The 26,396-nt window shown below is 61.1% G+C and carries 25 protein-coding genes; 11 read left to right on the forward strand and 14 right to left on the reverse strand.

All coding sequences use genetic code 11. From position 1 onward, the window contains the following. Positions 1-54: 54 nt before the first annotated feature. Positions 55-897, reverse strand: coding sequence for a transporter substrate-binding domain-containing protein (locus AC1D35_RS19405; protein WP_113509002.1), 843 nt, complete (start codon positions 895-897; stop codon positions 55-57). A 191-nt stretch (positions 898-1,088) separates the two neighbouring features. Here AC1D35_RS19405 and hutC (AC1D35_RS19410) point away from each other — a divergent pair, with 191 nt between their 5' ends. After that, complete coding sequence (gene hutC, locus AC1D35_RS19410; protein ID WP_113298982.1) at positions 1,089-1,844, forward strand: histidine utilization repressor; 756 nt, start codon at positions 1,089-1,091, stop codon at positions 1,842-1,844. A 50-nt stretch (positions 1,845-1,894) separates the two neighbouring features. On the opposite strand, the gene AC1D35_RS19415 is transcribed toward hutC (AC1D35_RS19410), so the two are convergent. From AC1D35_RS19415 to hutI, 5 genes are read right to left on the reverse strand one after another with little or no spacing between them, the layout of a single operon-like run. Beyond that, positions 1,895-2,479, reverse strand: coding sequence for a HutD/Ves family protein (locus tag AC1D35_RS19415; RefSeq protein WP_477853802.1), 585 nt, complete (start codon positions 2,477-2,479; stop codon positions 1,895-1,897). A 3-nt stretch (positions 2,480-2,482) separates the two neighbouring features. Then, positions 2,483-4,171, reverse strand: coding sequence for a urocanate hydratase (gene hutU / locus AC1D35_RS19420; RefSeq protein ID WP_477939583.1), 1,689 nt, complete (start codon positions 4,169-4,171; stop codon positions 2,483-2,485). Between the two features lie 16 nt (positions 4,172-4,187). Next, positions 4,188-4,988 (reverse strand): N-formylglutamate deformylase, encoded by an 801-nt coding sequence (gene hutG / locus AC1D35_RS19425; protein ID WP_477853805.1) that lies wholly within the window; start codon positions 4,986-4,988, stop codon positions 4,188-4,190. A 1-nt stretch (position 4,989) separates the two neighbouring features. After that, positions 4,990-6,525 carry a histidine ammonia-lyase gene (hutH, locus tag AC1D35_RS19430; protein WP_477939585.1) on the reverse strand — a complete coding sequence of 512 codons (1,536 nt, stop codon included), beginning with the start codon at positions 6,523-6,525 and terminating at the stop codon, positions 4,990-4,992. After that, a complete protein-coding gene (gene hutI, locus AC1D35_RS19435; protein WP_477853809.1) occupies positions 6,522-7,781 on the reverse strand; it encodes an imidazolonepropionase in 1,260 nt (419 codons plus the stop codon). The genes hutH and hutI overlap by 4 nt, the downstream gene beginning before the upstream one ends. A 124-nt stretch (positions 7,782-7,905) precedes the next feature. On the opposite strand from hutI, the gene AC1D35_RS19440 reads away from it, so the two are divergent. After that, entirely contained in the window at positions 7,906-9,252 is a 1,347-nt protein-coding gene (locus AC1D35_RS19440) for a formimidoylglutamate deiminase (RefSeq protein ID WP_477853811.1), read from the forward strand. A 57-nt stretch (positions 9,253-9,309) separates the two neighbouring features. Then, a complete protein-coding gene (gene hutC, locus AC1D35_RS19445) occupies positions 9,310-10,035 on the forward strand; it encodes a histidine utilization repressor (protein WP_477853912.1) in 726 nt (241 codons plus the stop codon). Between the two features lie 152 nt (positions 10,036-10,187). Here the strand turns inward: hutC (AC1D35_RS19445) and AC1D35_RS19450 are convergent, their stop codons facing one another. The 5 genes from AC1D35_RS19450 to AC1D35_RS19470 form a co-directional block, all read right to left on the reverse strand. Continuing rightward, entirely contained in the window at positions 10,188-10,913 is a 726-nt protein-coding gene (locus tag AC1D35_RS19450) for an NAD-dependent epimerase/dehydratase family protein (RefSeq protein WP_477853813.1), read from the reverse strand. A gap of 106 nt (positions 10,914-11,019) precedes the next feature. Continuing rightward, entirely contained in the window at positions 11,020-12,462 is a 1,443-nt protein-coding gene (gene pdxR, locus AC1D35_RS19455; protein WP_477853814.1) for a MocR-like pyridoxine biosynthesis transcription factor PdxR, read from the reverse strand. A 40-nt stretch (positions 12,463-12,502) separates the two neighbouring features. Further along, positions 12,503-13,129, reverse strand: coding sequence for an FMN-dependent NADH-azoreductase (locus AC1D35_RS19460; protein ID WP_477853816.1), 627 nt, complete (start codon positions 13,127-13,129; stop codon positions 12,503-12,505). Continuing rightward, the gene (locus tag AC1D35_RS19465; protein ID WP_477853818.1) at positions 13,126-13,563 is read right to left on the reverse strand and encodes a GNAT family N-acetyltransferase; all 438 of its coding nucleotides are present in this window, start codon (positions 13,561-13,563) and stop codon (positions 13,126-13,128) included. Before AC1D35_RS19465 ends, AC1D35_RS19460 begins: the two co-directional genes overlap by 4 nt. A 100-nt stretch (positions 13,564-13,663) precedes the next feature. Continuing rightward, on the reverse strand, positions 13,664-14,689 hold the full coding sequence (locus tag AC1D35_RS19470) for a LacI family DNA-binding transcriptional regulator (RefSeq protein ID WP_477853820.1): 1,026 nt from the start codon (positions 14,687-14,689) through the stop codon (positions 13,664-13,666). A 272-nt stretch (positions 14,690-14,961) separates the two neighbouring features. On the opposite strand from AC1D35_RS19470, the gene AC1D35_RS19475 reads away from it, so the two are divergent. The 5 genes from AC1D35_RS19475 to AC1D35_RS19495 all read left to right on the forward strand — a co-directional run bounded on the left by AC1D35_RS19475 (position 14,962) and on the right by AC1D35_RS19495 (position 20,610). Then, positions 14,962-16,008 (forward strand): ABC transporter substrate-binding protein, encoded by a 1,047-nt coding sequence (locus AC1D35_RS19475; protein WP_477939591.1) that lies wholly within the window; start codon positions 14,962-14,964, stop codon positions 16,006-16,008. Positions 16,009-16,077: 69 nt separating this feature from the next. Beyond that, complete coding sequence (locus AC1D35_RS19480; protein WP_477853822.1) at positions 16,078-16,899, forward strand: ATP-binding cassette domain-containing protein; 822 nt, start codon at positions 16,078-16,080, stop codon at positions 16,897-16,899. Beyond that, the gene (locus AC1D35_RS19485; RefSeq protein WP_477853824.1) at positions 16,896-18,158 is read left to right on the forward strand and encodes a sugar ABC transporter permease; all 1,263 of its coding nucleotides are present in this window, start codon (positions 16,896-16,898) and stop codon (positions 18,156-18,158) included. The genes AC1D35_RS19480 and AC1D35_RS19485 overlap by 4 nt, the downstream gene beginning before the upstream one ends. Before the next feature lie 24 nt (positions 18,159-18,182). After that, a complete protein-coding gene (locus AC1D35_RS19490; RefSeq protein WP_477939594.1) occupies positions 18,183-18,911 on the forward strand; it encodes an SDR family oxidoreductase in 729 nt (242 codons plus the stop codon). A 64-nt stretch (positions 18,912-18,975) separates the two neighbouring features. After that, on the forward strand, positions 18,976-20,610 hold the full coding sequence (locus tag AC1D35_RS19495) for an FGGY-family carbohydrate kinase (protein ID WP_477853826.1): 1,635 nt from the start codon (positions 18,976-18,978) through the stop codon (positions 20,608-20,610). 25 nt (positions 20,611-20,635) lie between these two features. On the opposite strand, the gene AC1D35_RS19500 is transcribed toward AC1D35_RS19495, so the two are convergent. Next, positions 20,636-21,532: a helix-turn-helix domain-containing protein gene (locus tag AC1D35_RS19500; protein WP_477939596.1), complete on the reverse strand. Its 897-nt coding sequence runs from the start codon at positions 21,530-21,532 to the stop codon at positions 20,636-20,638. A 296-nt stretch (positions 21,533-21,828) separates the two neighbouring features. On the opposite strand from AC1D35_RS19500, the gene AC1D35_RS19505 reads away from it, so the two are divergent. Next, the gene (locus AC1D35_RS19505) at positions 21,829-23,280 is read left to right on the forward strand and encodes an aldehyde dehydrogenase (protein ID WP_113298964.1); all 1,452 of its coding nucleotides are present in this window, start codon (positions 21,829-21,831) and stop codon (positions 23,278-23,280) included. A gap of 31 nt (positions 23,281-23,311) precedes the next feature. On the opposite strand, the gene AC1D35_RS19510 is transcribed toward AC1D35_RS19505, so the two are convergent. After that, positions 23,312-23,548, reverse strand: coding sequence for a hypothetical protein (locus tag AC1D35_RS19510; RefSeq protein ID WP_477853829.1), 237 nt, complete (start codon positions 23,546-23,548; stop codon positions 23,312-23,314). A gap of 58 nt (positions 23,549-23,606) precedes the next feature. Continuing rightward, positions 23,607-23,849, reverse strand: coding sequence for a DUF982 domain-containing protein (locus AC1D35_RS19515; protein ID WP_113298962.1), 243 nt, complete (start codon positions 23,847-23,849; stop codon positions 23,607-23,609). A 257-nt stretch (positions 23,850-24,106) separates the two neighbouring features. Between AC1D35_RS19515 and arfA the strand changes: the two genes are divergently transcribed. Together arfA and AC1D35_RS19525 are read left to right on the forward strand one after the other, a co-directional pair. Further along, entirely contained in the window at positions 24,107-25,627 is a 1,521-nt protein-coding gene (gene arfA, locus AC1D35_RS19520) for an arabinosylfuranosidase ArfA (protein ID WP_477939599.1), read from the forward strand. Positions 25,628-25,689: 62 nt separating this feature from the next. Further along, the coding region (locus tag AC1D35_RS19525) for an ABC transporter ATP-binding protein (protein ID WP_477939601.1) at positions 25,690-26,396 on the forward strand (707 nt) is incomplete at its 3' end.

The raw sequence follows: 26,396 nt of genomic DNA on the forward strand, positions 1-26,396 counted from the left end.
CGTGGTCTCCGATCACAAAGCGGAGACCACGGGACGCGGCATTCTGTCGAAAGCTTAGTTCTGCGGGCTGACGTCGACCTTGAACCACTTCATGGAGAGGTTTTTGACCGTGCCGTCGGCAAGTGTCGACTTGATGGCTTCGCTGAGCTTGTCCCGCAGGTCCGTGTCGGCCTTGCGGATGCCGAGGCCTTCACCTTCACCCCAGATCGAGCCGACGATTTCCGGGCCGGTAAAGGCGAGCGTATCGTTAGCGGATGCAAAGGCGTTGGCGAAGTAGACGGCATCGTCGAAGCCGAGGTCGATACGGCCGTTCTGAAGGTCGAGATCGCGGTCGGCGCCCGTCTTGTATTCGCGGATTTCGGCGATGCTGCCGAAATTGTCATAGACGAACTTGGCGTAGACGGTTGCCGCCTGGATGCCGATCGTCTTGCCCTTGAAGACTTCCTTGAGTGCGTCGATTTCCTTTACGCCGGTCTGGCCGGGCGTCATCTTAATCGTAGCACCTGTGCCGGCGGCATTGGCAAGCGGGCTGTCCTTGGCGGTGGCAAAGGCTGCCGGCGTCGCGGCATAGGGAATGGTGAAGTCGATGACCTGCTTGCGCTCATCTGTGATCGACAGTGCATCCATGATGACGTCGAACTTGCCGGCATTCAGCGCCGGGATCATGCCGTCCCAGTCGGATGCGACCAGGGTGCATTCGATCTTGGCGCGTTCGCACAGGATCTTGGCAAGCTCCGGTTCGAAGCCGCCGAGCGAGCCGTCGGCATTGGTGAGGTTCCAGGGAGCGTAGGCGCCTTCGAGCGTGATGGTCGCCTTCGTCCAGTCCTTGGCGGCGGCAGGAGCCGCAAAGGCGGCTGCCGTCATCGCGCAGGAAAGAAGTATCGTGCTCAGCTTCATTGATGTGATCTCCTCTGAGATTGGACAGACCTTGCGGTATGAATGCCGATCTTTGCCGGCTTGCCCGTCCTGATCCTTCGTTTCATTCTAGGATCGGCAGGTTGTATAGGGTACCATATGAAATATTTTATGATATGCAAGTGGAAAGTCGATTTAAAAGGCAGATTCCACTCATGCAAAGGGAATAGGCAATGAAGCGTTCCGGCGAGATGAAACGCGAACTGGCGGAGAATGACGGTGGCCCGCTTTATGCTGGCGTCAAGCAGGTCATTCTCGACCGGATCCGCAGCGGCGAATGGCCGCCGCGCCACCGCGTGCCCTCCGAAAACGAGCTGGTGGTGGAGCTCGGCGTCAGCAAGATGACCGCCAACCGGGCGCTCCGCGAATTGGCGAACGAGGGCGAACTCCTCCGCATCCAGGGCGTCGGTTCCTTCGTTGCGGAACGCAAGGGGTATTCGGCGCTCTTCGAGGTGCGCAATATCGCCGACGAGATCGCTGAGCGCGGCCACGTGCATGAGGCTGATGTCATCGTTCTGGCTGAGGAGACGGCCTCCCCGGAGGTTGCTGATGCGCTGGAGCTTGAGATTGGTGCCCCTGTTTTCCACTCGCTCATCGTCCATAGCGAGAATGGCGTACCTGTTCAGATCGAGGATCGCTTCGTCAATCCGGGGGCGGTGCCGGACTATCTGGCGCAGGACTTTTCGACGCTGACGCCCAATGCCTATCTGACGGCAGCGGCACCCCTCAGCGCGTCGGAGCATATCGTCGAGGCGGTGGTGCCGCGCGCCTGGGAATGCAAGCTGCTGACAATCCTGCAGAATGAACCATGCCTTGCCATCCGCCGCCGCACCTGGTCGGCCCGCCAGGTGGTTTCCACAGCCCGTCTCGTCTATCCCGGACACCGCTACAGGCTGGAAACGCGCAGCGGCAAGATCTTCGAGGAATGATCCAGTTGTATATGGAACTTGCTCCGAAAAAGCTGTGTTTCCAGCAGCGTTCATGGCTTTTCCGCCCTGTCGATTGAAATGGCGTAGAAAAGCGCCCGACCGTCGAGGCTCAGCCTGTCCCCTTTGCTGTCTTCGAACAGCAGCGCATCACCGGCGCTAAGCTCGATCCTCTCCGTGCCTGCGTGCACCGTTAGGTTTCCGTTGGCGCAGAAGAGCATGGAGGTTGCCTGCGCAAACTCCTCACTTCTCCCGCCATCGATCTTGAGCCGCGCGACAGTGTGCCTGACGGCACTGCGCCGGGTCATGACGTTCAGGTCGGTGATCGCTCCATCAGGCAGCGTTGCCGAGACCGCAATGTCGGCAGCAAAGGCGAGTGGATCGCTTTCCTGCGTCAACAGCACCGGATCGCGCCCCTCGATGAGGAGCCGCATGCCATTGCCTTCCAGGATCGACAGCGTGCGGTCGATCCCGGGAAAGACGGAAAAAGGCCCGTCGGAGGCGACGCTTGCCATGCTGACCCGCCAGTCGAAATCGGCAAGCCCGGCACCTTCAGGCGAAATGGCGATTTCCACCGTTTCGCCGCCGCCGTTCTTCCACGGCATGCGCTTGTGATCGGCAGCCCGCAAGACCTTCATGGCTCAGTTTCCAAGGATACCGGGCAGGCGAAGGCCCTTTTCCTTGGCGCAATCGATGGCGATGTCATAGCCGGCATCGGCATGGCGCATGACACCGGTCGCCGGATCGTTCCAAAGTACGCGTTCCAGGCGGCGGGCCGCATYGTCAGTGCCGTCGGCGCAGATGACCATGCCGGAATGCTGCGAGAAGCCCATGCCGACGCCGCCGCCATGATGCAGCGAAACCCAGGTGGCGCCTGAGGCAGTGTTGAGCAGAGCGTTCAGGAGCGGCCAGTCGGAGACGGCGTCCGAACCGTCCTTCATCGCTTCCGTCTCGCGGTTCGGCGAGGCGACGGAGCCGGAATCGAGGTGATCGCGGCCGATGACGACGGGCGCTTTCAGTTCGCCGTTCCTGACCATCTCGTTGAAGGCAAGGCCGAGCCGGTGGCGATCACCGAGGCCGACCCAGCAGATGCGTGCGGGCAGGCCCTGGAAGGCGATGCGCTCGCGCGCCATGTCGAGCCAGTTATGCAGGTGCTTGTTGTCGGGCAGCAGCTCCTTCACCTTGGCATCGGTCTTGTAGATATCTTCCGGATCGCCCGAGAGCGCTGCCCAACGGAACGGACCGATGCCGCGGCAGAAGAGCGGCCGGATATAGGCGGGCACGAAGCCGGGGAAGGCGAACGCGTTTTCCAGGCCCTCGTCCTTGGCGACCTGGCGGATATTGTTGCCGTAATCGAGTGTGGGAACACCGGCATCCCAGAAGGCGACCATCGCCTCCACATGCGCCTTCATCGAGGCGCGGGCAGCAACTTCGACGGCCTTCGGATCGCTCTCGCGCTTGGCCTTGGCTTCGGCAACGGTCCAGCCGACCGGCAGGTAGCCGTTGCGCGGATCATGCGCCGAGGTCTGGTCGGTGACGATGTCGGGGCGCGGGCCGCCTGCCTTCATGCGACGAACGAGTTCCGGGAAGATTTCGGCGGCATTGCCGACGAGACCAACCGACTTTGCTTCGCCGGTCTTGGTCCATTTGTCGATCATGGCAAGCGCTTCGTCCAGTGTATGGGCCTTTTCGTCGACATAGCGGGTACGGAGGCGAAAATCGATGCGGGTTTCATCGCATTCAACGGCAAGGCAGCAGGCGCCGGCCATGACGGCGGCCAGAGGCTGTGCGCCGCCCATGCCGCCAAGTCCGCCGGTCAGGATCCACTTGCCCGTGAGATTGCCGTCATAGTGCTGACGACCGGCTTCGACGAAGGTCTCGTAAGTGCCCTGGACGATGCCTTGCGTACCGATATAGATCCATGAGCCGGCCGTCATCTGGCCGTACATGGCAAGGCCCTTCTTATCCAGCTCGTTGAAATGATCCCAGGTCGCCCAATGCGGCACGAGATTGGAATTGGCGATCAGCACGCGCGGCGCATCCTTGTGCGTGCGGAAAACGCCGACCGGCTTGCCGGACTGTACGAGCAGCGTCTCGTCCTCGTTCAGCGTCTTCAGCGTTGCGACGATGCGGTCGAAATCGTCCCAGGTGCGGGCGGCGCGGCCGATGCCGCCATAGACGACGAGCTCATGCGGATTTTCGGCGACATCGGGGTCGAGATTGTTCATGAGCATGCGCAGCGGTGCTTCGGTCATCCAGCTCTTGGCGTTCAGCTGATCGCCGCGCGGCGCACGGACGTCGCGGATATTGTGGCGCGGGTTTACGGTCATGATGATGTTCCCTTGTTTAGCGTTTCAGACCGAGCGCGATCTCTTCGATCCGCGTCAGGATGGATTTGAGATGGATGCGCAGATTGTCGGCCTCCTCCTCGTCATAGGCGAAGGGCGGTGCCTCGGTTGCAAGATGCGTGGATTGGGCAAGCTCCATCTGGATGGCGTGTACGCCGGTTTCCGGCCTGCCGTAATGACGCGTGGTCCACCCACCCTTGAAGCGGCCGTTCAGGATGCTGTCGTAACCCGCCGCGGCCGCGGCAATGGCGACGGTCGCCTGCTCGATTGCCGGATCGCAGGTCTTGCCCATATCCGTGCCTATATTGAAATCCGGCAGCTTGCCCTCGAAGAGGAAGGGGATGTGGGAGCGGATCGAGTGGCAGTCGTAAAGGACGACGACGCCGTGAATGGCTTTCACCCGCTCGATCTCGGCTGCAAGGGCGGCGTGGTAGGGCGCATGGTAGTCGCGTAGCCTGATGGCGATATCGGCTTCGGTCGGCTCCGCTCCCTTCTTCCAGATCGCCTTGCCGTCGAAATCCGTCTCGGGGATCAGCCCGGTCGTGTTCTGGCCCGGATAGAGGCTGGTGCCAGAGGGATCGCGGTTGGCGTCAAGCACGTAGCGGTGGAAGGTGGCGCGTACGCTGGTCTGGTTTTCGAGCAAACCGTCATAGAGATGGTGGATGTGCCAGTCGGTATCAGCGAGCAGGCGGCCATTGTCATCAAGGCGCTCCCAGATATCAGCGGGAACATCGGTGCCCGTATGGGGAAAGCCGAGGATGACGGGGGAGGTGCCTTGCTTGACCTCGAAAACGGACATGTCAGATCTCCAGAACGGGCAAAATGCCGCTTGAAACGGATGCGTTGAGACCGCCATTTGCAACAAGCGTCGTTGCAGCCTTCAGGTCATTGGCCATGTACCGGTCCTCCTCCAGAGATGGCACCACGGTGCGGATGGCAGCGATGGCATTGCGAAGCTCGGGACTGGTCGCAAGCGGTGCGCGAAGCTCCACGCCCTGTGCGGCGGTCAGCGCCTCGATGCCGATGATGCTGAAGAGGTTTTCGGTCATTGGCAGAAGCCGTCGCGCACCGTGGCAGGCCATGGAGACATGGTCCTCCTGATTGGCCGATGTCGGCGTCGAATCGACAGAAGCCGGATGCGACATCTGCTTGTTCTCGCTCATCAGTGCGGCAGACGTGACCTCGGCGATCATCAGGCCGGAATTGAGCCCAGGCTTCTTGGCGAGGAAGGCCGGCAAGCCGTAGGAAAGGGCTGGATCGACCAGCAGTGCGATACGGCGCTGCGCGATCGCCCCGATCTCGCAGACCGCAAGGGCGATCTGGTCGGCGGCGAAGGCCACGGGCTCGGCGTGGAAATTGCCTCCGGAGACGACCGAATTGTCTGACAGGACCAGTGGATTGTCGGTCACCGCATTGGCTTCGATTTCCAGCGTGCGGGCGACCGAGCGCAGGAGATCGAGGCAGGCGCCGTCGACCTGCGGCTGGCAGCGGATGCAATAGGGATCCTGAACGCGCTCATCACCCTCGATATGGCTCTGGCGGATCGGCGAGTTTTCAAGCAGCGCCCGCAGGGCCGCCGCCGTATCGATCTGGCCGCGATGGCCTCGCAGCGTATGGATATCGGGATGGAACGGTGCCGATGAGCCCATGGCGGCATCGGTCGACATGGCGCCGGTGATCAGCGCCGATTGCGCTGCCCGGTGCGCCCGGAAAAGACCGGCCAGCGCCAGGGCCGTCGAAGTCTGCGTGCCGTTGATGAGCGCCAGCCCTTCCTTCGCGGCCAATACGACTGGCTGAAGCCCGGCTTTGACAAGCGCGGTTGCGCCATGCAGCCTTTCGCCACCGAAGAAGGCTTCGCCGTGACCCATCATCACTGCCGTCATGTGGGCAAGCGGCGCAAGATCGCCGGAAGCGCCGACAGAACCCTTTTCCGGGATCACCGGGATGACGCCCCGCGCCATCATCGCTTCGATCAGCCGCACGATGTCGAGCCGCACGCCGGAGGCGCCGCGGCCGAGAGAAACGAGCTTCAGCGCCATGATCAGGCGAACCACATTTTCCGGCAGCGGCTCGCCGACGCCACAGCAATGGGACAGGATGAGATTGCGCTGGAGTGTGGCCACATCGGCGCTGTCGATCTTGATCGAAGCGAGTTTACCGAAGCCGGTATTGATGCCGTAGACCGGCGCATTGCCGGCGGCGATCTCGGCAATACGTTTCGCCGCCTTGAGGATCCMCGCATTAAATGACGGGTCGAGCTTTGCCGGAATGCCCGTCCAGTAGATGGTTGCGAGGTCCTGAAGTGAAACGGAACCCGGATGGAGGGTGATGGTCATCGGTTGATCCTCTGGCCCTTGAAGATGTGCGCATAGAGTGGGTTGAAGCCGATGCGGTAGACGAGCTCGGCCGGGCTCTCGATGTTCCAGATCGCCAGATCGGCGGACTTGCCGGCTTCGATCGTGCCGGTCTCAGCAAGCAAGCCAAGAGCGCGAGCGCCTTCGCGCGTCGCTCCGGCAATGCATTCTTCCACGGTCAGCCCGAAGAGTGTGGCCGACATATTCATGGTCAGGAGCAGCGAGGTAAGCGGCGAGGTGCCGGGGTTGCAGTCGGTGGCGACTGCGATGTGCACGCCGGCCTGGCGCAGGGCCTGAACCGGCGGCTTCTGCTTTTCGTTGATCGCATAGAAGGCACCCGGAAGCAGAACGGCAACAGTGCCGGCCGCAGCCATTGCCCGTGCGCCATCCTCATCCAGATATTCCAGATGATCGGCCGAAAGCGCGCCATAGGAAGCAGCGAGTTTTGCGCCGCCGAGATTGGAAAGCTGTTCGGCATGAAGCTTGACGGGAATAGCAAGCGAGCGGGCCTTGTCGAAGACTCGGCTAATCTCATTCACCGAGAAGGCAATGCCTTCGCAGAAGCCGTCGACCGCGTCGACGAGGCCTTCCGCGTGTGCCTGTTCCAGTCCGGGCAGGACGACATCGGAAATGTAATCCTGGTTTCGTCCCTTATATTCGACGGGCGTCGCGTGAGCGCCGAGATAGGAGGTGACGACGCGTACCGGGCGGACCGTTCCAAGGGTTCGCGCGGCCCGAAGCATCCTCAGTTCCGCCTCGATATTGAGGCCATAGCCGGATTTGATTTCGATCGTGGTGACACCTTCCGACAGCAGCGTATCCAGCCGCGGCAGCGCCGCCTCGACCAGTCCCTCGACGGACAGCGCATTGGTTGCCTTCACCGAGGAGACGATGCCGCCGCCGGTCCGGGCAATTTCTTCATAGGTGGCGCCCTCAAGGCGCATCTCGAATTCGCGGGCGCGATTGCCGCCATAGACGATGTGCGTATGGCAGTCGACAAGGCCCGGCGTGACCCAGCGGCCCTCAAGGTCGATGATCTCTGCTGTCTCGATCAGAGCGGAGGGGAGTTCGCCTTCCGACCCGGCAAACAGGATGCGCCCGCCCTCGGAAACGATGGCACCTTTTTCGACAATGCCGAGGCCCGAAATATCCTCCCGCAGCGTCGCTAGGCGCGCATTGCGCCAAAGCGAACGGGTGCTCGAACCGCGGCTCGATCCAGAAAATTTGTTCCCACTCATCAGCTTTACGCCTTTCTTTATGGGTGAATATGTATATACATAATAACAGTGGTGACAAGTGGAATTTATGGCCCTGTGCACAAAGGCAAGCGGACGGGCTTCATAAGAAGGAAGGGGAGCAATCATGACGAAACTTCATGCGACGACTGCCTTGCTGGCCGAAGGCTGGCGCAAGAATGTGCGCCTGACGCTTTCAGGCGGGCGGATTGCTGCAATCGAGACAGATGTCGCGCCTGATGTCGGTGACGAGCGCCACGCCGTTCTCCTTCCCGCGATGCCAAATCTCCATAGCCACGCCTTTCAGCGGGCCATGGCCGGCCTTGCGGAAGTCCGTGGTCCGGCCAATGACAGCTTCTGGAGCTGGCGCACAGTCATGTACAAATTCGCGCTGTCGATGACGCCCGAGCATGTCGAGGCGGTGGCCGCCAAGCTTTATATGGAAATGCTGGAAGCCGGCTTCTGCCGTGTCGGCGAATTCCACTATCTGCATCATGACAAGGACGGCGGTGCCTATGCCAATATCGCCGAGATGGCCGAACGGATTGGTGCCGCAAGTGCGGAGACCGGAATCGGATTGACGCTGTTGCCGGTGCTTTATGCCCATTCCGGTTTCGGCGGGGCAGCACCCATCGAGGGGCAGCGCCGCTTCATCAATTCCGCCGAAAGTTTTGTGCGGCTGATGGAAGCCTGCAGGCAGATTACCGGCAAGCTTGAAGGCGCCGAACTCGGCGTCGCGCCGCATAGCCTCAGGGCCGTCACGCCGGAGGAACTCTCGGTCGCCATCGAGCTCGCGGCCGATGGCCCGATCCACGTTCATGTCGCCGAACAGGTCAAGGAAGTTGAGGATTGCCTTGCCTGGTCCGGCGCCAGACCGGTGCAATGGCTGCTCGACCATGCACCGGTCGATCAGCGCTGGTGTCTCATCCATGCAACCCATATGACCGAGGACGAAACCCGCCGCATGGCAAAAAGCGGCGCCATTGCCGGGCTCTGCCCGATCACCGAAGCCAATCTCGGCGATGGCACCTTTTCCGCGCCGTTTTTCCTCTCCGAAGGCGGGCGCTTCGGCATCGGCTCGGATTCCAACATTCTGATTTCTATTTCCGAAGAGCTGCGCCAACTCGAATATTCCGAGCGCCTAGCGCTCCGCGCCCGCAATGTCATTGCATCGAGTGGCGGCTCCACCGGTCAGGCCCTGTTCGAGCAGGCGCTTACCGGCGGCGGTGCGGCGCTGAAGGCGCCGGCCGGTCTTTTGGCCGGCAACTATGCCGACATGCTGTCGCTTGATGCTGGCGCCGTTCCTTATCTCTCCGAAAACCAGCTGTTGGATCACTGGATCTTTGCCGGCGGTGTCACGGTCGATAGTGTCTGGGCACTCGGCCGCAAGCAGGTCGAAAACGGCCGCCATCGGCGTCGGGACCAGATTGACCGCCGCTTCATTGCCGCCATGAACGAGCTCTTGGCGGCATGACGATCTTTCCTCCCCGCTGCTTCGGCATTACAGCGAGAAAAGAGCCGGAGCGCAATGATGAATGAACCCAAGGAAACGACCTTACACCAGCGCATCCTCACGGATATCGAAGGTCGCATCGTCTCGGGCGAATGGCCGCCGGGTTATCGCATTCCATTCGAAATAGAGCTGACGAAGCAATACGACTGCTCCCGGATGACGGTGAACAAGGCTCTGACTCAGCTTGTGAAAGCCGGTCTCATCGAGCGCCGCAAGAAATCCGGCAGCTTCGTCATGCAGCCTCAGGCGCAGTCCGCGGTGCTCGAAATCCACGATATCAAGGCAGAGGTTCAGTCCCTCAACCTCGCCTATTCCTTCAAGGTCGCAAAGCGTGTCCGCAGGAAGGCGCAGGCCCTGGACCGGCAGATGCTCGATCTGCAGCAGAATTCCAGCCTCGTCGAAATCGTCTGCACGCATTATGCCGGAGCGAAGCCCTTTTGCCTGGAAAAGCGGCTCATCAACCTGCAAACGGTGCCCGAAGCAGCCGGCGAGGAATTCGAGGAAACGGCCCCCGGTCCCTGGTTGCTGAGCCAGGTTCCGTGGAGTACGGCCGAGCACAAGATCTTTGCGATCGGCGTCGATGAGGAGGAAGGCGCCATGCTCTCCATTCCGGCGTCAACCGCGTGTCTGGTTGTCGAACGACGCACCTGGAACAAGTCCGGCCCGGTTACGCATGTGCGCTTCGTTTACCCCGGCAATCGCCACGCGCTCTATGCGCGTTTTACGCCGGAAGCGGTGAAATAGGCCGGAACCATAAACTAAAAAGCGTCCGGTCACCTCGTATGACCGGACGCCCGTTATTGCCGCCGCACTGGGTCAACAGCTTCCCATAGAAAGCGGTTTCAGCGCCGTCAACATCCCCAAATTCAGGGTATTGCGAAAGTCGACGCTTACGATCAAACCGTAGATGCTGGACCGTTCCCAATTCCGTTTTTCGGAACCCAGCCCAGCACCGATCCGGCCTTGGCATTGGAAACCGGCCCGCCTGAATCGACAATGTTGAAGGCGCCGCCCACAGCTGTCTGGACGGCCAGCAGGGCAGCGCGCGCAGCGTCCTCGACATGCACGGTCACAGGCCCGTTCGGAGCGTCGGAGCCGGTTGCAGGCCCATAGAGCAGGCCATATCGCAGCACCGTCCCGGCAATGCCGGTAGTGCCGAGCGTAAGCGCTTCAAGCGTCCTGATTGCCACCGCGCTCTCCTGAAGCGGCGTCTCCTCGGTGAGCGGCGTGGCACCTGTCTGATAAGCCCAGGCGATGCTTTGCGAGATCAGCCGCTTCACCCCGGCCTTAACAGCGGCGTCGACAAGATTCTTGGTTCCCACTTCGCGCAGGTGGGCATTGCGGATGCGCCCCTCCTCGATCAGCGCCGGCTCCAGGCCATAGGGAAGGTCGGTTAGTTGATGGACGACGATGTCAGGTTTTGCCTGCCGTAGGGCTTCGGTGAGTGCCGCAGCATCGAAGACATCGATGACGACAGGTATGGCACCCGCCTGGCGCAGATGGTCCTGACGCTCGGGCTTTCGGGTGGTGCCGTAAACCTGAAAACCGGCCTCTTTGAGCATGGGGACAAGCCTGCGTCCGATCGCTCCAGTCGCACCGGCAAGAAAGATGGTTTCAGCCATTGGGTATTCCTCGAAATTCTATCACGATTAGATAAGGCGCTATCCCATACGCTTGGCCCGCGAAACAGAGACAAAAAGCCTCAATTGGACTAGACCAAGGCCAGCTTCATCCGTGATCGGCAACCGCTGTGCAGATAGCCTTGAGCCTGATGCAAAGCGATCGGGCCGTCTGCCGGCTTGCTACATTGGTGAACCCGAGGAGCAGGCCGCCGATGGAGGGCGATCCCATCTGCCACGACGACAGCGGCTGCAGGCCCAAACCTTCAGCGTGGGCCAGCTCCCCGATCTTGCTGTAGAGTGACCCCACTCCCCTGATCTGCACGACGAGATGCAGCCCGGCAGGCGGCGAGACAATCGCGATCCCGTCGCCGAAAACCTCGCGCAGGGCATCGGCCAGAAACTCTCGGCGCTCGGCATAGAGCGAGCGCATTTTCTTCAGATGGCGGATGAAATAACCCTGCTCCATGAATTCGGCGACGACGGCCTGATGGAATTCCGGGCAACCGGCGCTCATAAACCGGCTGGCGCGTTCGAAATTGCCGACCTCCGACAGCGGCGCGACGAGATAGGCGAGCCGGAGCGCCGGAAAGAGAACCTTGCTGAACGAGCCGGTAAACAACACACGTTCGTTCCGGTCCATGGCTTTCAGCGATAGCGGCGGCCGGCGATTGTAGCGATACTCGCTGTCGTAATCGTCCTCGACGATCCAGCGCTGCCCTTCCTCCGCCCATTTGAGCAGCTCGGCGCGGCGCTCCATCGACATCATCACGCAAAGCGGGCTCTGATTGGCAGGCGTGACGACGGCGAAACGTGCGTCGGGCGCACGCCGTCGGCCTTCTTCCACCACCATGCCGTCCTGATCGACAGGCACCGGATGAAGCCTCGTCTTCAGCGACAGCAGGAATTCCCGAACGATGGGATAGCCTGGATCTTCGAACCAGATGCCGTCGCCCGGTTGGTAGAGTGTGCGCATGATGAGATCGAGGCTGGCGCGATGGCCTGATGTCACGAAGACCTGTTCCGGCCGGCAGGCAATGCCGCGTGAGAAGGTGAGGTAGGCCGCAATATGCTCACGCAGTGCCATGAGGCCGGCAGGCCCTGGATAGGCGAGCTTTTCTGCCCCCACCTTCCGCGCCTCCCGATTGACGAGCCTGCTCCAGGTCTTTAGCGGAAAGGCGTCGAGTGCGGGAAGGCCGAGCTGCAGGGGTCGGACTTCGGGCCACTGTTTGAGCCCTTCGCTGCTTGCAATCGATATTGGCGCGGATGGCGCACTCGCTTTAGGCCGTCGCGCATCGACGAAGGTACCGGCGGTGCCGCGAAACTCGAAATAGCCTTCCTCGGCCAGAATCTGATAGGCGAGGTTGACCGTTCCGCGCGACAGCCCGAGTTCGCTCGCCAGCGCCCGAACCGAGGGCACCCTGTCTCCGGGCGCCAGCCTGCCTTCGGCGATGGCCGCTTTGAAGCGGGCTGTCACCTGCAGGTAGATCGGCCTGATATCTTCGGACGAAAGCGTGATGCTGGTGGCGTCTTCCGGTTTTTGCTTCGCCATGACAGCCGTTCTTTTCAAGACAGCGCGTGTGCTGCCGGCGCTACGATCCCATGAGGGCAGACGTTAGACCGAAGACTGGATCGGCAGCAAGTTGGCGATCGGCCTGCGCCAGGGCTTGCTCGGCAACATCCGGTCTCACCAAACCCTGCAGGCGGATGAAGCGCACATCCTCAAGGCCGATCGTCGCCAGAACATGGGTGAGATAAGCAGAGAGATAGTCGGGTTGGCGGGCCTGCGGACCGTGATAGACTCCACCCGAACCGACGACGATGAGCGTCGGGCGATCGGCGAGCAGGCCGACCTTATAGCCATCCCGATAGGTAAAGCTGCGCCCGCCGCGCAGCACATAGTCGATCCAGAGTTTCAGCGATGCCGGCACCGAAAAATTATGCATGGGTGTGGCGACGATCAGGTAATCGCAGACTTCGACCTCACGGATCAGCATTTCCGAATCGGCAAAATCGGGCGCGTCATGTTCAGCCTGGCCGATGATCGCGTCGGCATAGGCTGCCCTGATCGGCGAAGCATGGAGGCGCGAAAGGTCGCGTTCGACGAGTGCAGTGTCGGAGTAGGCGCTGAGCAGATTACTGGCTGCCTTTTTCGCCAGCGTATAGGCGCGCGATGCCGTGCCCATGGGGCTCGCATTGAGAAGCAGGATGGTCTTCATGCGCCGGTCTCCTCCAGAGCCTGACTGAAATGCAGGCCGCGGGAAAGAAGCCCGTTGCGGAAGTAGAAGCGCTGGGCGAGGGAATTAGCAAGCCCGGTGTCGAGCACCAGAAAGACGCGGCGATCGGCTTTTGCCAGCCTTCGCACCTCGACAATCAGGCCCGCGCCGAGTTGAGAGCGTTGGCTCGCCTGGCTGACCACAAGGTCGTCTATATAGGTGAAGCGGCCATAGATGAGGTTTTCAAGATGGCGATAGCCCGCCAGTCCCGAGAGCTTGCCATCCTGCCATATGCCGAGAAGCTTATAGCCCTCGCGCTGCTGCCGCTCGATGCGCTCGCGATAGATGTCGGCATCGTGGAGTTGCTGTCGCAACTCGCGCATGACAGGAAAGCTCTCGGCGATATCCTCTCTGGTTTCGATATGCTTGAAGATCATGTTCTGCTCTTGCTGAATTGAGATCGGCAAGAGCTAAGCCGTCCTTGGCCCGCTCAACAGAACCAAGAATCGAGAGATCGACTGGGCCAACAAAAGGCCATCAAGCGTCCTGTGCTTCCGGAATGAGCGGCGGAACCTGGATGACGACAGGCTTGTTCGCTCCGGATTCGATGAGCTCGAAGACCTTGTTCAACATGCCTGGCACATCCTGGCGCACCATCTCGATGCCATTTCCGAGTAAGGTGACAAAGGGGTCCCAGTCGAAGCAGCCGAGCACCAGACTGCGGTCGTCGAGATGACCGGAGCGGCGGATCCAGCGCATGACGCCTTCAAGCGAGATCGTCGAATTGATGAACATGCCCTTGGGCAGCGCGTTGGCCCCAAGGGCGCGCTCGTCCAATGCCTTTTCAGCCTTTTCCGGCGCATAGCCGCAGGCAAGGATATTCTCTTCATGAACGGAAACGCCGAGGTCGGCATGGGCCGCGCGGAAGCCGCGGATACGTTCGGCCGTGTTGTGGTCGCTGCCGCGGCCGCCGATGAAGAGCAGCGGCTCCATCTTGCCGAGCCGCTGCTCGCTGTTTTTCAGAATGCGGCGCGTCAGCTCGCGGGCACCGGCAAAGTTGTCCGATATGACCGACGGGGCGAGCGCGCCGGGCAGGTCGAGATTGAGGCTGCGCACGCCTGCGGCCGCGCACATTTCGGTGATCCGGTCGGGATCGGTCGCGCCCGTCGCGATCAGGCATTCGACCTGGTAGGACAGCATGGTGCGCGCGGCCTCGACCTCGAGCTCCGGGTCGCGGCGTGTGCAGGTGATGATCGGGAAAAGGCCGCGCGCACGCGCCATGTCTTCGAACAGTTCGACGATCGAGCCGAAGTAGCGGTTATCGTATTTCGGCACGATCATGCCGATAATGTGGGACTTTTCACGCCTTAGCAGGCTCGCCTGCATGTTCAGCGCATAACCCTGTTCCTCGGCGATCCGCATGATCTTTTCGGCAAGTTGGCTGCTGATCCTGCGTTTCTTCCAGTTGCCGTTGAGCACGGCGCTGACGGCGCTGGCCGATGTGCCGGCAAGGGCCGCCAGATCATAGATCGTCGTCCTCTTCGTCTGCTTGACGTGATTCAAAATGTCTTTCTCCATTTGGCCTAACTTGACATCAATCGGCAGAAGTGGCAATTCTTGCTTCATCGATTGAGCAAGCTTGCGCAATCGATGATACAAACCGGTCAACGGACCGGTACAGGGAGGTATTTCTAAGAAGCTACGGAGAGGTTGTCCTTTTGCGGGGACGCTTTGCTCGTCGTTTTCATGGCGGCGACGGCGGCGGCGAGCGGGCGAACCGTGGTGACTTCCAGCAATGCCTGGGCCTGTCTATCGATCACACCAAGGAGGAGAAAATGAATTATCGCAATTTGCTTATGGCCTCGGCGACCGTTTTCATCGGTTTTGCCGGCATGGCCTCGGCTCAGGAAGCGGCGACCGTCGCCTTCCTAATGCCCGACCAGGCATCCACCCGCTATGAGCAGCACGACTTCCCCGGCTTCAAGGCCGAGATGGAGAAGCTTTGCCCGAAGTGCACGGTGATCTATCAGAACGCCAATGCCGACGCCTCGCTGCAACAGCAGCAGTTCAACTCGGTCATCGCCCAGGGCGCTAAAGTGGTCGTTCTCGACCCTGTGGATTCTGCCGCTGCGGCCGGTCTCGTCGAAATCGCCCAGTCCCAGGACGTCAAGGTCATCGCCTATGACAGACCGATCCCGGACAAGCCGGCCGATTATTACGTCTCCTTCGACAATGAAGGCATCGGCTATGCGATCGCCAAGTCGCTCGTCGAGCATTTGAAGGCTTCAGGTGTTGCCGATGGCGCCGGCGTGCTCGAAATCAACGGCTCGCCAACCGATGCGGCTGCCGGCCTTATCCGCGACGGCATTCATCGCGGCCTCAAGGAATCCGCCTATAAGACGCTGGCCGAATATGACACGCCGGAATGGGCGCCGCCGAAGGCACAGGAATGGGCTGCAGGCCAGATCACCCGTTTTGGCGCCGACATCAAGGGCGTCGTCGCCGCCAATGACGGCACGGCAGGTGGTGCGATCGCCGCCTTCAAGGCCGCCGGCGTGAAGCCGGTTCCGCCGGTCACCGGCAATGATGCGACGATCGCAGCCCTTCAGCTCGTCATTTCCGGCGACCAGTACAACACGATTTCCAAGCCGTCGGAGATCGTTGCTGCTGCTGCCGCCAATGTGGCAGTGCAGATGATCAAGGGCGAAAAGCCTGAGGCCAAGACGACGCTCTACAATACGCCGTCGCAGCTTTTCGTTCCCGCCGTCGTGACTGCGGAGAACATCAAGGCGGAAATCTTCGACAAGAAGATCCAGACCGCCGAGCAGATCTTCACCGGCGAATATGCCGAAGGCTGCAAGAAGCTTGGTATTACCAACTAAACGCGCTTGAGTGAGCTCCGGCCGCGTTCGTCGCGGCCGGATGCCCCTATTGGCAGGAAAGGCTGCACGATGAGCAGGGATGTGAAGGATATGCCGGAGAGAGGAGAGACGATCCTCCGGTTGAGCAATATTTCCAAAAATTTTGGCGCGGTTTCGGCGCTGACCGATATCGAGCTCGAAGTGAAAGCCGGTGAGGTTGTGGCGCTGGTCGGCGATAACGGTGCCGGCAAATCGACACTTATCAAGGTCCTTGCTGGCGTGCACCAGCCGTCCTCCGGAACGATCGAATTCTGCGGCAGCAATGTCACGCTCGAGAGCCCCGGCAAGGCGTTGGAGCTCGGCATCGCCACCGTCTTCCAGGATCTTGCGCTCTGCGAGAACCTCGATGTGGTCGCCAATCTCTTTCTTGGCCACGAAATGTCCCCCTGGAGCCTCGATGAGGTGGCCATGGAGGTGCGCGCCTGGACGTTGCTCAGAGAACTCGCCGCCCGTATCCCCTCAGTGCGCGAGCCGATTGCCTCCCTTTCGGGCGGCCAGCGCCAGACGGTTGCCATCGCCCGCTCGTTGCTGCTCGATCCGAAGATCATCATGCTCGACGAGCCGACAGCAGCCCTTGGCGTTGCCCAGACCGCGGAAGTGCTCAACCTCATCGAGCGCGTTCGCGAGCGCGGCCTCGGCGTCATCATTATCAGCCACAACATGGAAGACGTGCGCGCCGTGGCGGACCGCATCGTGGTATTGCGCCTCGGGCGCAACAACGGTGTCTTTACGCCCGACTCTTCCAACCAGGAGCTCGTCGCTTCCATCACCGGCGCTACCGAAAACGCTGTGTCCCGCCGGATCGAGCGCAAGACCGGCGCGCCCCATGAAACCAGCGGGAGGCCTGCATGAGCCAGAAGATATCAAATCCCATCAGCAAGCCGGCCGCTGCTCTCGATCGCAGTGACGAACGCGTCCGCCACGACGACAACGTTCGCGGTATGATCAAGGCCTTCTTCGACCGCGTACGGTCGGGCGATCTTGGCATGCTGCCAGTCTTCGTCGGCCTCGTCGTCATCTCGACGGTCTTTTCATTGCTCAATCCGGTGTTTCTGGCACCGAACAATCTCGTCAACCTGCTGTTCGACTGTGCCACTGTCGGCGTGATCTCGCTCGGCATCGTCTGCGTTTTGATGCTCGGTGAAATCGATCTCTCGGTCGGCTCGATGAGCGGTCTTTCCTCCGCCATCCTCGGCGTGCTCTGGGTCAATATGGGCTGGCCGATCCCGCTGGCGATCCTGGTGGCGATCATCGCCGGTATCGTCGTCGGTACGCTTTACGCGGTTTTTTATAACAGGCTCGGCATGCCGAGCTTCGTTGCCACACTTGCCGGCCTCCTGGCACTGCTTGGCATGCAGCTTTATATCCTCGGGCCGACGGGCAGCATCAATCTGCCCTTTGCCTCGCCGCTCGTGCGCTTCGGCCAGATCCTCGTCATGCCCGACTGGCTTTCCTATATGCTGGCGCTGCTGCCGGGTCTGGTGATGGTCATCAATGAGATGCGCAAACGCCATCAGCGGCTGGCCTCCAACCTGTCTTCGCCGCCCGTCGGTACGCTTGCGGTCAAGGCCATCGTTCTGACGGCTGCTCTGGAATTTGCCGTCTACTATCTCAATCTCGGCCGTGGCGTGCCGTGGATGTTCGGCCTTTTCGTCGTAATTGCCGTTATCCTGAACTATGCGCTGACCCGCACCAAATGGGGCCGCTCCATGTTTGCCGTCGGCGGTAATCGCGAGGCCGCACGCCGCGCCGGCATCAATGTGCGCCGCATCTATCTCAGTGCCTTCGTTCTCTGCTCGACGCTCGCCACCATCGGCGGCATCCTGTCGGCCTCACGGCTCGCGTCGTCCAGCCAGCAGGCGGGCACGGGCGACGTGAACCTCAATGCCATTGCGGCGGCGGTCATTGGCGGCACCAGCCTGTTCGGCGGACGCGGCAGCGCCTATTCGGCCCTGCTCGGCATCATCGTCATTCAGGCGATTTCCAACGGGCTTACGCTTCTCAATCTCAGCTCGTCGCTGCGCTACATGATCACGGGCGCCGTCCTGGCAATCGCCGTCATCGTCGATTCGCTTGCGCGCCGGTCCCGTGTCAGCCATGGCCGCGCCTGAACCGCATTCTCAAGGAGTATTCGCATGACTGATCTCATGAAGGGCAAGGTCGCCGCCATCACCGGCGCGGCTTCGGGTATCGGGCTGGAATGCGCCCGCACCCTGCATGCCGAAGKCGCTACCGTGGTGCTCATCGACCGTGCCAAGGACAGGCTCGAGGCTCTCTGCAGGGAGATTGGTGAGGGCGCCCTGCCGCTCGTCGTCGATCTGCTCGACGGCCCGCAGGTTTCCGGAATGCTGCCGCGCATTCTGGAAGCGGCCGGCCGGCTCGATATCTTCCACGCCAATGCCGGCGCCTATATTGGCGGGCCGGTTGCCGAAGGTGATCCGGATGCCTGGGACCGTATGCTGAACCTCAACATCAATGCCGCCTTCCGTTCTGTCCATGCGGTGCTGCCGCATATGATCGCCCAGAAGTCCGGGGATATCCTCTTTACCAGCTCGATCGCCGGCGTCGTGCCCGTCGTCTGGGAGCCGATCTATACGGCTTCGAAATTCGCCGTTCAGGCCTTCGTCCACTCCACCCGCCGGCAGGTCGCCCCGCATGGCGTTCGCGTCGGCGCGGTGCTGCCTGGACCGGTCGTTACCGCGCTCCTGGATGACTGGCCGAAAGCCAAGATGGAAGAGGCGCTTGCCAATGGCAGCCTGATGCAGCCGAAGGAAGTGGCCGATGCCGTGCTGTTCATGTTGTCCAGACCGCGCAACGTCACTGTCCGCGATCTCGTAATCCTGCCGAACAGCGTCGACCTCTGAGGTTGACAGGTGCGGCTCTGGATTGCTCTAGAAACCTGATATTGCCGATTTGAATCGAGAGATCATGAGCGACACTTCACACGCGTCAGGAGCGGGTGCCAAACATGTCATCGGCGTCGATGTCGGCACCGGCAGCGCCCGTGCGGGCCTGTTCGACCTTAATGGCCGGATGCTTGCCTCCGCCAAGCGGGACATCACGCTCTTTCATGAGGCCGGCTCGATCGTCGAGCAGTCGAGCACCGAGATCTGGGCAGCCGTCTGTGCCTCCGTCCGCGAGGTCGTTGCCGCAAGTGGTATCGATCCGGCATCCGTGGCGGGTCTCGGTTTCGACGCGACCTGCTCGCTTGTCGTGCTAGGCGAGGGGGGCAAGCCGCTTCCCGTCGGTCCCTCCGAAGATCCGGACCGCAACATCATCGTCTGGATGGACCACCGCGCCGTTCCCCAGGCGGAGCGTATCAACGCACTCGGCCATGACGTGCTGCGTTACGTCGGCGGCCGTATCTCGCCGGAAATGGAAACGCCGAAGATCCTCTGGCTGAAGGAGAACCGCCCACAGATCTTCGATACCACTTGGCAGTTTTTCGATCTCGCAGACTTTCTCACCTGGCAGGCGACAGGTGATCTGTCGCGTTCCACCTGCACAGTCACCTGCAAATGGACTTATCTTGCCCATGAGAAGCGGTGGGATGCGTCCTATTTCCACCAGATCGGTCTCGGCGCGCTGGCCGAGGAGGGCTTCGCCCGCATCGGCCAGACCATCGTCGAGCCAGGCTCGGCGGTCGGTCAGGGCCTGACTGCAGCTGCAGCCGAGGAACTTGGCCTCACTGCGGGAACGGCGGTTGCTGCCGGCCTGATCGATGCCCATGCGGGCGGGATCGGAACCGTTGGTATTGGCGACGGCCCACAGGCCAATCTCGGCTATGTCTTCGGCACCTCGTCCTGCACCATGACCTCGACATCAAAGCCCGCCTTCGTGCCCGGCGTCTGGGGTCCCTACTACTCGGCCATGGTGCCGGGTATGTGGTTGAACGAAGGCGGCCAGAGCGCGGCAGGTGCGGCCATCGATCACCTGCTTTCCTTCCATCCGGCTGCCGCCGAGGCGCGGGAGCTGTCGAAGCGCATTGGTCTTCCGTTGCCGGTACTGCTGGCGGATAGGGCTGCGCAAAAGGCGGGTCAGCCCTCGGATGCCGTCAAACTCGTCGCAGGCATGCATGTCGTTCCCGAATTCCTCGGTAATCGTGCCCCCTTTGCCGATCCGCATGCCCGTGCCGTCATTGCCGGGCTTGATATGGAAAGAGATATCGACAGCCTGGTTGCGCTCTACGTCGCCAGCCTTTGCGGGATCGGCTATGGCCTGAGGCAGATCATCGATACGCAGGCCGATGCCGGCGTTACTATCGATAACATCGTCATCAGCGGCGGCGCCGGCCAGCATGATTTCGTGCGCCAGATGCTTGCCGATGCGAGTGGCAAGCCGGTGGTCGCAACGAAGGCTGAAGAGCCTGTCCTGCTGGGCGCTGCGATCCTCGGCGCCGTCGCCGGCGGGCTGTTTGCCGATATGCGTGAAGCCATGACGAAACTGTCGTCAGCCGAAGAGACCTATAAGCCGACGCAAGGCGCGATCGCCGATCTTCACGCAAAGCGTTACGAGGGCTTCAGGCAGCTTCAGACGCTGACGCGCGAGTTGCGGACGTTCTGAACCCGTCGCCTCAATCGCTCGTGCCTTACGGCCAGGCGGCAAAGGATGGGGCGGCGCCTTTGGCCGACTGCGCGGCGATCTTGCGCCGGTAGGCGCCAGGTGGCTCGCCAACGCGGCTTTTGAAGAAGCGGCTGAAATAGCCGGGATCGCGAAAGCCGAGCCCGAAGCCGATCTGCTCGACGGATTGTTCCGATTGCCCAAGCCGCAGCTTTGCCTCGGCGATCAGCCTTTCATGGATCAGCTCCATCGGGCTTCGTCCGGCGCCGGAAATGCAGACCCGATGCAGATGGTCATAGGTGATGCCCATCGTTCGGGCGATATCGGTAATTGCCGGCTGTTCGCGGTAACGCAATTCGACGATCTGCCTGAACCGTTGCAAGGTGGTCGCCCCGGTGCCTGACGTCTTCGTCGGTGACGATGCCCCTGAGGCCCGCCATATCAACAGGAGCAGCACGGAAAAATAGGCGCTGACAAGCGCTGTCCCGCCGGGTCGGCGGTCCCGTGCCTCCTGCATCATGACCTCGAAGGCGCGACCGATATCGCCCGCATGCCCCGCCAGATTTTCGTTTTGAGCCACGACAACGCGTTCGATCATGTCGTGCAACTGCACGGCGGCCGGGCTATCGCCGACCGTTCTGTGGACAAAGTCTTCAGCCGCCGAGAGCATCCCTCCCTCGCTGCCGGCTGCAAGAACGAAAGTTCCCAAAATCCGTCGCGGCAGCCAAAGTGCCGCAGGTGCCGAGAGCGTAAGCCCCGCCTGTCCGTCGATGGATAGGCTCGCGCTGCCTCGCGAGACGAAGAAGGCCTGATAGAAGGGACGGCTGCCGGGGGCGTCAAGGCTCCAGGTCTGACTTCCGAGGCCAGCGGAAATCATCGATGCGGTGACCGACAAGGCCGGCATGTCGAGCAACTTTTCCGCCATCATGAACTCCGGGCACGCGACTGGCTGGGCGATCACAGGCCAAGCGGGAATTTGAAGAATTCGCGGAAAAGTACAATAAACTGCCAGGAGAATCCATTCATTTCGCCGATGGATTGGTTCCTACTGGACCCCGAGGAGAGCTTGAATATCAGGCGATAGGGGTGAGGACCTTCCAATGAAAGACATCGGTCTATCGGTGTGACCGATTCGCATGCCCCGGCGGAGCCGGAAACCAGCAAACATCATCGCGCCGGGCCCTTGGCGGGTTTTACAGCGCATATCTGAAAGGCAAAGAGATGGTTGATCTGATGCTTCTCATTGGCGGTCGTGCCATCCCGGCTTCGAACGGCGCAACCTTCGAACGATTAAACCCGATTACCGGTCAGCTGGCGACGAAGGCCGCCGCGGCGACGCTGGAAGATGCACACGCTGCGGCTGCCGCTGCGGCTGCAGCCTTTCCGGCCTGGTCGGCGCTGGCGCCGACCGAGCGGCGCAAGCGCCTTTCGAAGGCCGCCGACATCCTGGATTCCCGCACCGGCGAATTCATCGCTGCGATGGCCGAGGAAACGGGGGCTACGGCCGCCTGGGCGGGCTTCAACGTCTATCTCGCCGCCAATATGCTGCGCGAAGCGGCCGCGATGTGCACGCAGATCACCGGCGAAGTGATCCCCTCGGACAAGCCCGGCCTGTTAGCGATGGCCGTGCGCCAGCCGGCCGGTGTCGTCCTCGGTATTGCGCCGTGGAACGCCCCTGTCATTCTCGGCGTGCGCGCTGTCGCCCTGCCGCTTGCCTGCGGCAATACCGTTATCCTCAAGGCATCCGAGCTTTGCCCGAAGACGCATCATCTGATCGGCGAGACATTGCGCGAGGCGGGCCTCGGCGACGGTGTCGTCAATGTGCTCAGCAATGCGCCGGCCGATGCTGCATCCATCGTCGAAAAGTTAATCGCCCACCCGGCGGTGCGCCGTGTCAATTTCACCGGCTCGACCCGCGTCGGCCGCGTTATCGCCGAGGTCTGCGCCCGCCATCTGAAGCCCGTACTGCTGGAGCTTGGCGGCAAGGCGCCCTTCGTCGTGCTCGATGATGCCGATATCGGCGAAGCCGTGAAAGCCGCGGCCTTCGGTGCCTTCATGAACCAGGGGCAGATCTGCATGTCGACCGAAAGGATTGTCGTCGACGAAGCGGTAGCCGACGAGTTTGCCGATCAGTTCGCCCGCAAGGCCGCGACGCTGGTGGCCGGCGATCCGCGCCAGAGCAATTCGCCGCTCGGCTCGATGATCGGTCTGGATGCGGTGGAACGTGTCAACGGCCTGATCGAGGATGCGGTGTCCAAGGGCGCCCGCCTGCTCGCGGGTGGCCGCGCGGTCGGAACGCTGATGGATGCCGCGGTGCTCGACCACGTGACCCCATCAATGCGTATCTACGGAGAGGAAAGCTTCGGTCCGGTTGCCTGTATGGTGCGCGCGCGCGGTATCGATGAGGCGGTCCGGATTGCCAATGATACGGAATACGGCCTGTCTGCCGCCGTCTTCGGTAGGGATGCCGCCCGCGCCATGGAGGTTGCGAGACGGATTGAAAGCGGCATCTGCCACGTGAACGGCCCGACCGTGCATGACGAGGCACAGATGCCTTTCGGCGGCGTGAAAGCCTCCGGTTACGGCCGCTTCGGCGGCAAGGCCGGCATCAACGAGTTCACCGATCTCAGGTGGATTACGGTGGCATCGCAGCCCGGACACTATCCGATCTGACACGAGACTTGGCGAGCCGGCCTGGCACGCTTCAGAGACGGTGGCACACCGTCACGAATTCCGTGCGCGGAATGTAGCGGTATTCGACGATCATATCGGTGCAATCGAGATGCCGGCGCTGCACGTAGTGTGCACGAATGACTGGCTTCGGCCGATGCTTGACGACATGGGGTCGTTCATAACCTTGAATCATGTCGGCAGATATGGCCGGGCCTGTCGAAATGGTGGCCACGGCCAACGTCAACAACGATACCAGCAAGGCGCGCATGCAGTCTCCCTCCTTATAAATATGGGTGGACGCCGCATGTGCGCGTCCGCCCCTGGGCTCAATGTGTGGTTAGTTTCGCTTCTGCTGCTGCAGCGAGAAAATCTTCCCTTGCCGTTTCCAGGCTCACACGTCCTTCCACGGCGCCCTTGCAGGCGTTGCTTGCTTTGACGAATTTTGCCCCCGTGCGCCGTGGCCACCCGTCGTGAAGATAGATGAGTGCGTCGAACGGGCCCATGACCGTCCTGGATCCGGAATTGTCGAACTTGATTTCGATCGGTTCGCTCCATTGGGCATTCGGCATCTTTTCCTCCTCCTGTTGCGAGCGCCCAAACGCCTGGAGAAGGAATTTGTTCCCGCCCTTGAGATTGGTTGGTTAATCGCGGCTTTATCGACCCGGCGGAGAACCACGACCGGGACCGAAACGCCTGATTTCTCGCAGATTTCGCTGGTCCGGCACCATACTGAAACTGTTTTTTTGATATGAAACAAAATACTTGATTAAAAAAACCTCTCAGATTAGCTTGCTCAAAAATTAAATTCAATAAACGAGGAACATCAATGCGGGCTAAAGCGACCCTGAATAGGGAATTTACCATCTCGACCGTCGACAAGCGCGTCTATGGCTCCTTTCTGGAGCATATGGGCCGTGCCGTTTACACCGGTATTTATGAGCCGGGTCACGAAAAAGCTGATAAGGAAGGTTTCCGTACCGACGTTCTTGATATGGTGCGCGATCTCGATATGCCGATCGTCCGGTATCCGGGCGGCAATTTCGTTTCGGCCTATCATTGGGAAGACGGCATCGGCCCGCGCGATCAGCGTCCGACGCGTCTTGATCTTGCCTGGCGGACCCGCGAGACCAACCAGATGGGCGTCAACGAATTCGCCGACTGGTCGAAGCTCGCCAAGACCGAGATGATGCTCGCCATGAACCTCGGTTCGCGCGGCCTGAATGATGCCCGCAATTTCCTCGAATATTGCAACCATCCTGGTGGTACCTACTGGAGTGACCTGCGCGCCAAGCACGGATACAAGGACCCGCACAATGTCCGCATCTGGTGCCTCGGCAACGAGATCGATGGTCCCTGGCAGGTCGGTCATAAGACCGCAACCGAATATGGTCTGCTTGCCAATGACGTCAGCAAGGCCTTCAAATATTTCGACAAGACGCTCGAGACCGTGGTCTGCGGTTCGTCTAACGACAAGATGAAGACCTATCCCGAGTGGGAGGCACAGGTTCTCGATGCGAGCTATGACAGCGTCGACTATATCTCGCTGCACAAATATTTCGGCAACGAAGAAAACGACACGCTCAACTACTATGCCAAGGCGATCGAGCTCGATCGCTACATCGTCACGATCGGCGGCGTCATCGACTACATCAAGGCAAAGAAGCGCTCGAAGCGCGACGTGAAGATCTGCTTCGACGAATGGAACGTCTGGTATCACGACCGGAAGGAAGACGATCAGCGCTACAAGAACTGGGATTGGCCGGAAGCGCCGCCGCTGCTCGAGGAACTCTACAATCTCGAGGACRCGATCTTCGTCGCCTCGCTGATCAACGTCTTCATCCGCCGTTCCGACCGCGTCAAGATCGCCTGCATGGCGCAGCTCGTCAACGTCATCGCCCCGATCCTGACCAAGGCGGGTGGACCGGCCTGGCGCCAGTCGATCTACTACCCGCTGCAGTTTGCTTCGAAGTATGGCCGCGGCACAGCTCTCAACATTTCCGCGTCAGGCCCGACCTATGATTGCGAGGTGGCACAGGACGTGCCCTATCTCGATCTTTCGGCGGTGTTGCAGGAGGATGGCAAGAGCATCGCGCTCTTTGCGATCAACCGTAGCCTTGACGAGGCGATCGATCTCGATGTCGCCCTGCAGGGCTTCAAGGGCGCGAAGATCGTCCAGCATCATACGATGGTGGGCGACGATCTGAAGGCGCGCAACTCTGTCGAAGACCAGAACCGCATCGTGCCGAAGGCAGGGTCCGGCCTCCAGGTCACCGACGAGGGTAGGCTCACCGGATCGCTGCCGGCGAAATCCTATCATTTCATCCTGCTGTCCGTCGCCTCGGCGTGAGCTGAATGCCATCGGGGCAGCGGAGGAGGCTGCCCCGTCCGGAGTGCCCATCGGGAGGATATATGTCTGGGATAAAACTGACTGACGTCAGGAAGTCGTTCGGGTCCTTCGCTGTCATTCACGGCGTCGATATCGAGATCGAGCAGGGTGAGTTCGCCGTTTTCGTCGGCCCTTCCGGCTGCGGGAAATCGACGCTGCTGAGGATGATTGCGGGGCTCGAGGAAACGAGCGGCGGGCAGATCAGCATCGAGAATGAAGACGTAACGCACAGGGAGGCGTCAAAACGCGGCGTCGCCATGGTCTTCCAGTCCTACGCGCTCTATCCGCATCTTTCCGTCTTCGAAAACATGGCCTTCAGCCTGTCGATCGCCAAGCGGCCGAAGGCAGAGATCCAGCAGAAGGTGAAGGCGGCCGCCGATATCCTTCGCCTCGGCGACTACCTGCAACACAAACCGAGCCAGCTTTCCGGCGGCCAGCGCCAGCGGGTGGCGATCGGCCGCGCCATCGTGCGCGAGCCGCGGGTCTTCCTGTTCGACGAGCCGCTCTCCAACCTCGATGCCGAATTGCGCGTGAAAATGCGCATGGAGATCGCCCGCCTGCACCGGCAGATCGGTGCGACGATGGTCTATGTCACCCATGACCAGGTCGAGGCGATGACGCTTGCAGACAAGATCGTCGTGCTGAAGGAGGGCATCGTCCAGCAGGTCGGCGCACCCCTGGAGCTCTATCGCGATCCACAGAACATGTTCGTCGCTGGGTTCATCGGTTC

Source organism: Rhizobium sp. P1_E6, assembly GCF_056405875.1.